The 11,834-nt window shown below is 44.4% G+C and carries 8 protein-coding genes, 1 other RNA gene and 1 pseudogene; 3 read left to right on the forward strand and 7 right to left on the reverse strand.

Annotated features, from left to right (window positions below; all coding sequences use genetic code 11):
• A pseudogene (locus tag O9295_RS16620) lies at positions 1-180 on the forward strand (DUF3782 domain-containing protein); the annotation flags it as partial.
• Positions 181-216: 36 nt separating this feature from the next.
• Here O9295_RS16620 and O9295_RS16625 read toward each other — a convergent pair.
• From O9295_RS16625 to zds, 6 genes are all read right to left on the reverse strand, one after another.
• Positions 217-1,488: an MFS transporter gene (locus O9295_RS16625; protein WP_288033961.1), complete on the reverse strand. Its 1,272-nt coding sequence runs from the start codon at positions 1,486-1,488 to the stop codon at positions 217-219.
• 9 nt (positions 1,489-1,497) lie between these two features.
• An RNA gene (gene ffs, locus O9295_RS16630) (signal recognition particle sRNA small type) lies at positions 1,498-1,594 on the reverse strand.
• A gap of 86 nt (positions 1,595-1,680) precedes the next feature.
• Positions 1,681-2,817 (reverse strand): DUF58 domain-containing protein, encoded by a 1,137-nt coding sequence (locus tag O9295_RS16635; RefSeq protein ID WP_288033962.1) that lies wholly within the window; start codon positions 2,815-2,817, stop codon positions 1,681-1,683.
• Positions 2,818-3,200: 383 nt separating this feature from the next.
• A complete protein-coding gene (locus tag O9295_RS16640) occupies positions 3,201-4,220 on the reverse strand; it encodes a long-chain acyl-[acyl-carrier-protein] reductase (protein WP_012267666.1) in 1,020 nt (339 codons plus the stop codon).
• A 147-nt stretch (positions 4,221-4,367) separates the two neighbouring features.
• The gene (locus tag O9295_RS16645; RefSeq protein ID WP_190720391.1) at positions 4,368-5,063 is read right to left on the reverse strand and encodes an aldehyde oxygenase (deformylating); all 696 of its coding nucleotides are present in this window, start codon (positions 5,061-5,063) and stop codon (positions 4,368-4,370) included.
• A 229-nt stretch (positions 5,064-5,292) separates the two neighbouring features.
• A complete protein-coding gene (gene zds / locus O9295_RS16650; RefSeq protein WP_288033964.1) occupies positions 5,293-6,753 on the reverse strand; it encodes a 9,9'-di-cis-zeta-carotene desaturase in 1,461 nt (486 codons plus the stop codon).
• A 137-nt stretch (positions 6,754-6,890) separates the two neighbouring features.
• Between zds and O9295_RS16655 the strand changes: the two genes are divergently transcribed.
• A complete protein-coding gene (locus O9295_RS16655; RefSeq protein WP_288033965.1) occupies positions 6,891-9,329 on the forward strand; it encodes a glycosyltransferase family 39 protein in 2,439 nt (812 codons plus the stop codon).
• Positions 9,330-9,601: 272 nt separating this feature from the next.
• Positions 9,602-9,709, forward strand: a complete 108-nt coding sequence (gene psbM / locus O9295_RS16660) for a photosystem II reaction center protein PsbM (RefSeq protein WP_002745897.1) — start codon at positions 9,602-9,604, stop codon at positions 9,707-9,709.
• Positions 9,710-10,053: 344 nt separating this feature from the next.
• Here psbM and O9295_RS16665 read toward each other — a convergent pair whose 3' ends face one another.
• Positions 10,054-11,145, reverse strand: a complete 1,092-nt coding sequence (locus tag O9295_RS16665; RefSeq protein ID WP_288033967.1) for a pentapeptide repeat-containing protein — start codon at positions 11,143-11,145, stop codon at positions 10,054-10,056.
• Positions 11,146-11,834: the final 689 nt, after the last annotated feature.

Consider the following 11,834-nt stretch of genomic DNA (forward strand, 5'->3'; position numbering starts at 1 on the left):
CGGTTTCGTAGCTTTTTCTCTGAACACAAAGATAAAAAACTCTATGGCATATTAGCGGCGGTTGATTTATCACCAGGATTACGGGAAAAAATTCTCCAAGAAGGGTTTTATGTGGCTCGGATTCATGACCAAGTATTTGAATTAGATATTCCCGATAATTTTCCACCTCAAACCTATTAAATAACCCTGCCCTAGGAAAAACTTTTTCAGTAAGCTTTATTGTAATTGTCCGCGCAGAGCATAACGATCTTTTTCTAAGCCGAAAGCGAAGAGAAAAGAATGGCGTATGGTGGGGTTAGAGAGAGTAAAAAAGAGAAAGAGAGCGATAACAGCTAATCCTGACGATAAACTAAACATAGTTTTGTAGGAAATTGCTAAAACCCCCAGAATTGGACCGGCTAAGGCTGTTCCCACATCAAAACCGCCGATACAGATAGAATAGGCCCGGCCGCGTTCTTGGGGCCCAGAGCGATCGGAGATTAAAGCCAGTAACATAGGGAATAAAATCCCCCCTCCCGTACCTTCGAGGATAGCGGCTAAAATTAAAGCGGAGGAAGATCGGGCAGAAGATAGAACCAACATGGATAAACCATAGCAAAAAACGCTAATAGTGATGAATAAACCCCGTCCATAGCGATCACTGGCTCCTCCCGACAAAATCCGTCCGATTACCCCCGATACTGCCGCACAGCTGTAGAATAGACCAGCACTGACAGGAATCTGATTTTCGAGGAGAAACAGGGGTAAAAAAGCGACTAAACCGCCGAATAAAGTACCGACCAATAGAAAAACTAAGGTAGGGACTAAAAAAGCTCGCTCTTGACATAATGCCCAAAAACTGCGCTCGATTGTCTGATTTTCTGCCTTCATTTGGGCTAATTTTTTCTTGAAGTCCGGTTCTTGAATGGAGAAACCCAAGAGAAAGGCGATCGCTCCTGAAGCGGCGGAAACTAGAAATAAACCGTTATAACCGATCGATTGGTAGAGATAACTGCCTAAAGCTGGACCGATTCCCATGCCTAGGGGTGCAGTTAAGCTCATATAACCAATTATCTCTCCCCGTTGACGAACGGGGGAAAAATCCACCACTAGGGTACTGTAACCGGTGGTAAAAGCGGCGATACTGAGACCATGGTAGGCGCGGACGGCGAATAAAGAGGAAAGATCGCGAAAAAATAGATAACCGAGGGGTGCGGTAGCGGCGACAATAGTTCCAAATAAAACCACTAATTGGCGACTGCGGCGATCGACTAGATTGCCTAACCAACTGCGCGATAAAATTAAACCGATAGCAAAGGCCCCCATGACAAAACCGATATCTTGTTTGCTACCGCCTAGGGAGTCAATATAGGTGGGGAGAGTGGGGAGGAGAGTGGTAATACTTATCCAGAAAAACAGCGCCGTGACGAAGAGGAAGAGTAGTTGACTACGAGTCTCGGCAGTAAGCGATCGAAAAGTTTTGAAAGCGTTCACAACAGCGACCGTCACAGGCAACAAAAAGACCCGGAGATCACGCCAGTCACAAGCATCCCGTATTGCTGCTACCTTCCGGTCCTGACAAGGTTAAGGCGTTGCGATCGCATGAGTCCGAGTCTTTTTTATCATAACATCTTTTTCGGGGATACGGGCATTTTTTTCCGGAGAATCTCCTCTCAATCTAGACTATGAACGGAAATTTCCTCAACGAGGGGGTTTTTGCAATTGTTGTTGTAGAGAAGTTTCTGGTTCGATCGCCAATCCGCTCAACTGTCGGATTAAGAGTGAAGGACTCTCCCTAGAATCGGCAGCGAGGAAAAATAACCAACGGCTGCCGGGGGTGAGTTGTTCGATGGAATTGAAGTTACTTGTCAACCAAATTACAGGTAAATTAGGCAGATTAGCATTTTTTTGACTAGCTTTTGCGTCTATAGCCGCTAAAGTTTCTAAAATGACCCTTTCCCCCTGAATTAAACCCGTTTCACCGGTCCAGAGTTTCACATTTAATTGCCGACGATGGGCATAAAAATAGAGGGAAGCAGCGGCAATAATCGCCCGTTCAAACCTGTCTTCTTGCCAATCACAGAGGGTATCGAGACAGATAATCACTTCCTGTCCTCCCGTTAACACTTCTAATTCCCGAATTTGAAATTCTCCCAAACGGGCGCTAGTTTTCCAGTGAATTAAACGGGTAGAATCACCCTGGCGATATTGTCTCAGGTTACGGGTAAGTCCTTGACTAGCCCTTTGATAATAGCGATTATTTTCTAATTTTTGTTCCATCTCTTGACCAAGGGAATCGATCAGGGGACATTGTTGTAAGGGTAAAATTTGGGGATAAACTAAAGCTTTAGCCGCTGCTTGCTGACAACGACGACACCAAAATAAACCGAGAGGGGCTGCTGTTCTTAATTGTACTTCTTGCCAGTGATAAATACCCCGTTTACTGGTGGGTAAATAATAAGTCCAACGATGGCAACTTTTGGAGGCAATCACTTCTATTGGGGTTATTTTTGGCTGATCGAGAACTATAGGCAGGATATCTGTCACTTCTAACAGATTTATCGGCTGATTGCTAGTATTTTCTATCTCTAGGCTAATACTAAGATCGTCTCCCGCACTTACGGGTACAATGGCAAGACGACGCACTTTCAGGGGAAGAAGGGAACGACGGGGTAAAATTATCGATAAAATTAAAACAGCGATCGTCGTGCCACAGATAGCATACAACCATCCCGCCATGGTATTGGTCGCAGCTCCGAAAAAACAGAGGGTAATGCCAATGATTACCCCACCACCGTAAGCGGGTAAAATACCGCGATCTTCTAACCAAGTTTTCATAGGGTTTAGTGGTTTTGTCGTCTTTGCTAGAAAGCTAAAAATCAGGCCCACACTTCTATAATTCCCCCAAAAGTCATGAGAAACTATCAAGGATATCGGACTGATCAGCTAAGGAAGTTCTCTTCCTTGCCACTCTTGCCATTTTTCTTAACAAAACTTAACAATTGATGGCAAAATTTTGCTTGCTTTTGTCCGGAGATTTTGGGATAATATTTTTAAAAGAGTTTATTCATAATGGTAATCCAAGCATTCAACCTTAAACACGACCATCCCATTATAATACAATCATAGCCCAAGCCGCCGCCAAAGTCAAGCACTCACTCCTGATTATTTGTCGCCTGAAACTTCTAATTCCGTGGTCGGTGGGGGGTTGGGGATATTAATTAAAATAACAAAGGTTGAAAACCGTGTTTGCGGGAAGCTGCGCCGATTTGTTCCATTTTAGGGACGGTAATTTGATTGCGTCCCCAGGAAAAATTAGTTTGCCAACCCTCCAACTCTAATAAAATCGCCTCGGCAAAACAGGCAAACATTTGACGAGAGGGAATATCCATATTGACGATTTTCATAATTTTCCAGTCAATATCGAGGGAATGCTCGACAATGCCGCCCTTAATCACCGAAATATCGGGGGCATTTAACACCGTGCCTAAATTTTTCGGATAACCACCATCAATAATAATGCAGGGGCGCTTGAGTTTATCTGGATCAATTTCCACCCCTTTAGGCAGACTAGCCACCCAAACAATGATATCAGCCAGGGGTAAAGCCTCCTCTAGGGGAAGAATTTTACCGCGTCCTAACTCCTCTTGCAGAGATTGTAAACGCTCTTGATTGCGTGCCACACATATTAGTTCTTTTGTATCGGTTTTTTCATTTAACCAACGACAAACGGCGCTGCCGATATCTCCAGTTGCCCCGCAAACCACGACGGTAGATTGAGCTAAATCGATGCCCATTTTTTCAGCGAGGGTTTCTACTTGAGTGCAGATGACGTAAGCGGTGTGGGTGTTACCGGTGGTGAAACGGCCAAAATCTAGCTCGATATTCCGCACCTGTCGATTATCTTTGAGATTAAATTCCTCGAAAATAATTGAAGAAAAACCACCGAGTGCGGTGATGTTGATATCACTTTTTTGAGCGAGTGCCATGGCATTTAGCACCTTACGAATAGCAGACTTTACCCAACGATTCGACAACATCTCCGGTAAAAAACAGGATTCGATATATTTTCCTCTGATGGTTTGCCCCGTGATGCTGGTGACATGAAAATCATCGACAATTTGCGGGGGGGCAGCGCACCAAAAATCTAATCCCTGGTTAGCATATTCAGGATAACCTAGATCGTCGGCGACCGATTGGGCGTGTTCTAAACTGGTAAGATGACCTATAAGACCAAACATTGATTGTTCTTTCGTTAAACTAGATGGCACTAGATAAAAATTAGGATATTGCTAAGAAATCGTTAAGACTCTTAAATATAATACACAAAAGAGCCGCTCTGTGTTGAGCGGCAGCAGGGGAAAAAAAGAAATCTCGATGCTCAAGCTTTAGACAGCAGTTAATCCGTAGGCAGACATCCGCATGATATCACGGGTGCTGAAACCGATATTGCTTAAAGCTTCCCCGTAGCTAATCATAAAGTCTTCCACGAGGGCCTCTTTTTCCATCCCGAGGACGCGAGCATCATCCTCGACTTGATTGAGCATTCTCCAGACAATGGGCAGATTAGCGCGATTTGCCGCTTCTAATTCCTCTTTAGCGGTTTCAAAGTTCGCTTTTAGCCATTCTTCGCCAAAATTGAGATGTAAATATTCGTCTTTAACTACGCCTTCAGTAATTTTACGGGCAAAAGGATCAGCAACAGGAATATAAATATTATAGGCAGCGATCGCGAAAGCTTCGATAATCAAAGATTGGATTAATAAACAGGTGACAACTTTACCTTCTGCGTAGGCAATTTGGAAGTTATCGTGCAGAGAGGCAAAGAATTCTCTGGCATAATCCATATCAGGAGTGATTTTCAAATTTTGGCCGCAAGCTTGAAAACCTTTCATGTGACGGTTTTCCATTTTTGCCAGACGGTGTAACTCTTCTTTGTTATCGGCGAGGATGTCTGCTAATTGAATATAATTGCTATTGGCCTCGTATTCGCCTTCAATAACGATGGCATTAATGCGACTATAGGCTGATTTATAGGTTTCGCTGGTGAAATCAAGCTCTAATGGTACAGCAAGCTCTGGCATAAACTCGATTGACTCCTATTTCTGACGAGATTTTTCCGACGTTCTTTCCAGTCTAGGGTAAGCCTTCTAGATGGAGTTATCTTTTTACGAGTCTAGCTCGATCGGTCTTTTTTGTATAGCTTGCCCTGAGAGACTGACTTGCCAAGTTAGCTATAGCGGTTATCTTTTGCCACTGAAAACAAGTCTAGAGGCAATCCCTTCTCAAGAGACGAGATTGCTGGCTGTTTAATCAAACCGTGGCTAAAGATTTCTGGCGCTCGGCCTGTTGTAGGATCGCTTTGGCTGCCTGTTTACCCGATAAAGTCGCCCCTTCCATACTATCAATGTAATCCTGTTGGGTATAACTGCCAGCCAGGAAAAAGTTAGCAATAGGAGTCGCTTGCGAGGGACGATAGACATCCATCCCCGGTGCTTCCCGATAGAGACTCTGGGCTAATTTCACCACACTAAACCAAGTCATCTTTAACTCCCGCGAGGAGGGAAATAACTTGTGGACTTGCGCTAAAACGTGCTGGGCGATATCTTCATTTTTAGCTTTAATAAAAGGATCCCCGGGGGTTAAAACCAACTGTAATAAAGAACCTTCTCCGGGGCGATAATAATCCCTAGGACTGGTGAGAGCAAGATCTGCAAAACAGGAAAAATCCGCTTGGTGGGTGTACAAAAGATTGTCAATTCCCACCGCTTTTTGCAGTTGTCGGCGTTTTTCGGCATCATTTAACTCCGTCACCCAACCGTCAAAACGCAATTGTACCGTGGCGACGGGAACAGCTTCTAGTCGGAAAATATTGTCAAAAATCGTCATTTTCCGCCAATCTTGGGGAATGAGACGCTGAACACCGGGGACATCACCAGCGCAAACATAGGCATCTGCGGTGATAGTTTCCGTGGTTTCTCCGTTAGCGACGATCAGTCCATTAACTTGCAGATTTTCGCCCTCTCCAGAATAGAGAATTTCCCGCACCTGACGACGGGTAGAGATTTTGGCGCCCCGAGCTTCCAGATAGTTAATAATCGGTTTATGCAGGTATTCGTGGGGGGAACCTTCTAACATCCGCAGGACGGAAGCTTCGGTTTTAGCGGCAAAAAATTGGAAAATCGTCAGCATACAACGGGCCGAGATATTTTCCGTATCGATAAATCCTAAGGCATAGGCGATCGGATTCCACATTTTTTTTAAACTGCCTTCATTACCGCCATGGCTACGAAACCAATCGGCAAAGCTAATCGAGTCCAGATCCCGAATCGTTTTCATCGCTCCTTGAAAGTCTATCAGACCGCGGACGATGGGACTTGTACCTAAGGCCAGAGAATTAAAGATTTTATCGGCTGCTGAGAGTTGGGAGGAGGTAAAAAAGGCTTTTAAACCGTTAAAAGGCGCACCCGCGGCGAAACGAAAGTCTAATTCGCCGATTTTTCCCCCTTCGTTGATAAAAGTGTGGGTGTGTTCTTTGAGTAGTAGGGATTGAAAAGCGCCCACTTTTTTCATTAACTCAAAAAGATTATAGTAACAACCGAAAAAGACGTGCAAGCCCATCTCGATGTGATTACCGTCCGCATCTACCCAACTACCGACTTTTCCACCGACAAAGGGACGAGATTCTAAGATTTCTACTGTACAGCCCGCATCGACCAGATCGATAGCTGTTGCCATTCCCGCTAATCCCGCACCAACGATCACCACTCGCATTTGTCAAGTTCCTGTTACAATTTTTCACTAAATCTTTATTTTACCTTGATCGGTCTGGTGTTTCTTGCTGGCGATTTTTTCAGGGGCGCTTGAGGGCGTGGCAAAATAATTGAGAGTTGCACTGGGGAGAAGTCATTTTGAAGCGATCGCTAGATAGGAGACAGGAATTAATTATTGTCACTATTATTTGGATATTGGGGATATTAGTCGATAGATTCTGGTTTAGTCTCGATCATACTATTCCTGCTTGGGATCAGGCCGATTATCTCAACGGTGGGATTATCTATACCCAAGCTTTCCAAAATCCGCGCTGGTTTGACGGGGATTGGTGGCGCAGTTTATGGCTAATGTCCCCGAAAATTCCCCCTTTAACCTATCTTTTAACGATTCCCTTCTTTAATCTCTTTGGTATTAGTCTTGACGCGGGTATGTGGGTAATGGCTATCTATAGCGCCCTACTGCTCTTTTCTGTGTACGGATTGGGAATTATCCTCTTTAATGGGACTGTAGCACTCTGGGCGGTCTTAATCTGTCAATTTCTTCCAGGTTTATACTATTATCGCCTCGAATATCTCTTAGATTTTCCCTTAGCGGCAATTGTAACGTTTTCCTACTTATGCTTGACATGGTGGCGATTTAGTGGTCAAGGCTGGCTAAAAGCGATCGCTTTCGGGATTTCTTTCGGTTTAGGGATGTTAGTCAAACAAACCGCCCTATTTTTCCTCTTTTTACCGATTTTGTGGGTATTGGGCGAAAATCTCCGGCGAAAACGTTGGGGCAATCTAGCGCAATTAATGCTCAGTTTTTTGACGGCAGCATTGTTAATGTTTCCCTGGTATCGGACGAATTGGTTATTAATGTTAACCGCGGGCAAACGTGCCACGGTAGATTCGGCGATTTTGGAGGGAGATCCGCCTCTTACCAGTCCAGATGCCTGGACATTTTACGCCCAAGTTTTACCCTATTTTCTTTCTTGGGTATTGTTATTAGTTCCCCTGGTGGGATTATTAATCTCATTACGCCATAGAAAAACCGAAGATAAGGTTAATCGTCCTGTGTGGATTTGGTTAGGAGTTTTTCTGCTGGGGGGATACCTATTATCATCCCTAAATATCAATAAAGATGCTCGTTATATTTTGCCGCTTTTACCGACTTTATCCTTAATTTTATCCGTTGGTTTATTATCTTGGCGTGGTCGTTTTGCCCCCAGTATCCGTTGGGGAACGATAACTATTGCCGCTATTCTCACCAGCTTAAATTTATTCCCCTTGGGGGGAGAGCTAATTACTAACGTTTTCAGTCCCGAATTACAACACCATCCCTATTTAAAAACCGGCTGGCAACAGGAAGAAGTAGTTAAAGAGATTCTAGCCGATTCTCCCTATCTTCGCAGCACTCTAGGGGTTTTACCTTCCACCCCCGAATTAAATCAACATACCTTCTCTTTCTACGGTGGTAAACATAATTCCCAGGTTGCCGGCAGACAGGTGGGAGTTCGGGAAGAAGATATTGAAAAGGATGTCAATTCTTTAAATTGGTTTTTAACTAAAACTGGTGAACAGGGTTCTGTCCCCGATGTCCAGAAAAAAATTGTTAATCGAGTCGCCACTGGTTCAGATTTCCAAGTGGAAAAAACTTGGCAGCTACCGGATGATAGTACCCTTTCCCTACACCGTAAAATAGACCCCTCCGTCACGGTTAAACCCCTTGAAACTGCACCAAAACAGGTGGAATTAAGAGAGATTGCCATTACCGAAAAAGCTTCTCCTAATCAACCAATTTCTGTGGTTTATAAATGGGCAGGAGACTGGCAACAATTAAAGTCAGGGATAGTGATTTTAACCTGGCAAGAAGTGGACGGTAAGGATTATTGGATGCACGATCATGGTATTGCTATGGGGGGATTAATGGCAGAAAAATTAACTCCAGAAGAGCAACAAAATGGTTTTGAAGTTACTGAAAAAACCGCCATGCAGTCGGCAGCAACCCCCGGAGTTTATCGCTTATCTGCTGTCTATCTCAATCGGGAAACTGGCGAAACCTATCCAATTAAAACTAATGCTCAAATTACCATCGATCCTCAAGTTCCCAAGTTAGCAACGCCCCAATTAGATTTAGTGACCCAATTGCGCTTAAAGTCTGCTAATATTGGTCAAGGATTAACGGGTATTGAGCCAATTTTTGAGTTAACTAATCGTATCAATCAATACGATTCTATTCAGGATTATGTGCTGCAAGCAGACAAGGCTTTTTCCTATCGTTTACAGCAACAAAACCCCCCCGATAAATTATCTTTAGCCTACGGATTAGCAATTTCTAAGGTACTACAACAGGATGTGGCAGGGGCAATAAAAGCCACGGAGGAAATGATTAAAATTGACCCCTATAATCCCTATCATTATGCTTATCAAGGTTTTATTTATCTCTACGATTGGCAACCGCAAGCAGCCCAAAAAGTCTTAGATAAAGCTAGACAATTAAATCCCGATAGTGAGGAAATTAAGACTTTAAATGCAGTGGCTGCCTTGATGGGGGGAAATCTCGTTAAAGCTTGGCAATTATGGCAATCAAATTAAAATAGAGTGGGAAGTGGGGTGTAGGGTGTGGGGTGTAGGGTGTAGGGTGTGGGGTGTGGGGTGTAGGGTGTAGGGTGTGGGGTGTAGGGTGTAGGGTGTAGGGTGTAGGGTGTGGGGTGTGGGGAAGGAAACCTCGGAACTTTCTGCCACTTCCCCACTTCCCCACTTCCCCACTTCCCCACTTCCCCTCTCAAATCAGCAACGCCCTCTGGGATGATATTCTAGGAGTTAATCTTTAATGCAAATCCGTTGTCACTTAAGGGAGTTAACTCATGCAGGTAAATAATCTCGGCTTTATCGCTAGTATCCTATTCGTCCTAGTACCCACTGTTTTCCTCTTGATTCTGTTTATCCAAACCAGAGAGGAAACCGAGGGTTAAATTCCTTCCCTATCCCTATTTTTCCTAAAAACCCCGGTGATTTCTTGAAGTCATGCGGGGTTTTTTCGCTTCAATTAGGGGAAAATGCTAGTTTCGTCACCTGATCCTAAATCGCCAAAAGTTAAAGTATTTAGGGTTGGCTGAATAAATGTGAAATGTAGGTAAGGTAAGGGTTTTGTGGCTTTTCTCGCCAAACAGGTGCAAGATTTTGAGAGAATCGTGCTTCCAAACCTTGCGTCTTCATCGGCCCGCGTCCTGTAGGGGCGAAGCATTTGGGCATAACCTATCCGTGAAACCGGAGATTTTCTATCCGAATGCTTCGCCCGTACTTTTTGCCGCAAACCCTATTTAGTATTACAATCGATCGGATTTGGCGGATCTGAGTTTTTGTCCCTTTTGAGTTTCTCGATTTCTCGTTGATTGGCTTCCCGGTCTGCAGCCACCCATAATTGTTTATCAGTATCCCAGTAGGCTCCCCTGTGTATTGCTTTTTCCCAAAAGCAGGCCGATTTAATTTGTTCTGGATTAAGACCCTCGGCTCCGTTGAGGTTGGCTTCTTCGAGGAAGGCTCCGTTGAGGTTGGCTCCGTCGAGGTTGGCTCGGTTGAGGTTGGCTCGGTTGAGGTTGACTCCCCTCAAATTTGTCCGACTTAAATCAAGAATTTTAATTTTATTAGAGTCAGTTGTTTCAGCCAAATTATCCCCTTTACGCCGCCCGATTACCGTTAAAGCGGCCTGAACTGGAATACTCACGGAAGGGAGCTTTTCTGGGGTCTTCTCTCTTTCCTCTGGCTTCAGTTGTTGAATATTCGAGGGAATGGGGGAATTTTTACGAATGTAGGAAGTCAGCACTTCCATAATTGTCCATTGATCCTTGGGAGAATCTTTGGCAATTCGCTCTAGGGAATAAATGCCGCCAATTACCACCTCCTCTTTACCACTACCGATTTGCTCGACAGCTTTCGAGAAGCGCTCGGTAATCAGACGTTGCTGAGTCAGTTGCCTTTCCGCTTGAGAATTGAAATAATTGACAATAAGCCCAATTCCTGCCAAAAGGGTAGCAATTAATCCCAGGGCAGAAATAATCGTTTTGACCACATCAATGGCAAAGGTGCGGCTGTCTTTGTCTTCACGGGCAAAAAGCCCCGGTATTTGCTGAAATAGCCAGAAGGGAAAGATTAGCAGTTTCCAAGCAACTCTGACAAGAGACTGGAGCGATAGCAACAATCTTTTAATTAGCCTTTTTCCCCGGCGATAGGGCATCTTTAGATTCCAAGCAAGAATCGCTCTGGGATGTTGGCTAAAATATTCTTTCGCTTGCTGCCAGTCATCTATCTCATTGCCTTCTTTACCCGATGCCAGCCGTTTTTGATAAAACTCGTGAGCCTTGATCTGGTGCAATTCTAAAGGAATTCGTGGTGATTTTTTCGGAACCATGCAGCGTTTTCCCCACCAATAGATGGATTTTGCCAAGGGACTGAGGGGCTAACAAAACTGTTTTCGAGGTTGGTTGAAAGAGAGTAAAATCCAACCATTAAAGTTTGTCTGTTAATCGAGTAATCGGCTCTCTCGGCTGCTGTGTAATCAACAGGATCGATCATCGAGATTGTCGGTATAGACTAGAGCCTAACGTCAACCTTTGATCAAGCTGTTGGGATACAATCCAGCAAGGACAAGAGAGCCTGTTTAGAGAATCGATCGCTTTAAGTAGGGCTTGCTGAATAAATCTAAAAACCTTGTTGGATCAGACTTTTAGACTTTTTTTCCCTCAAAAAGTACCAGCCGTTGCGGGGATCGGGGGGAAAATCCCTGGACTTTTTCCCTGAAAATTAGGTAACTGACCACCTGAAAATAGGTAAAACCCCACCCCCCCCACCCCCCCACCCCCCCCCCCCCCCCCCCCCCCCCCAAAAACACTTTTAGCCAAAAAAAATTGGTGTACACCGCCGGTTTTTTTTAAGTATTCGGACAAAATTAACGCGGTGTACCCCAGTTCGGTTTTGCTTAAAAAGATTTACATGGGGGCGGGGTGTGGGGTGTGGGGTGTGGGGTGTGGGGTGTGGGGTTTTACCTATTTTCAGGTGGTCAGTTACCTAATTTTCAGGGAAAAAGTCCAGGGATTTTCC

The sequence above is a fragment of the Microcystis sp. LE18-22.4A genome, from assembly GCF_027531105.1.
Taxonomy (GTDB): domain Bacteria; phylum Cyanobacteriota; class Cyanobacteriia; order Cyanobacteriales; family Microcystaceae; genus Microcystis; species Microcystis aeruginosa.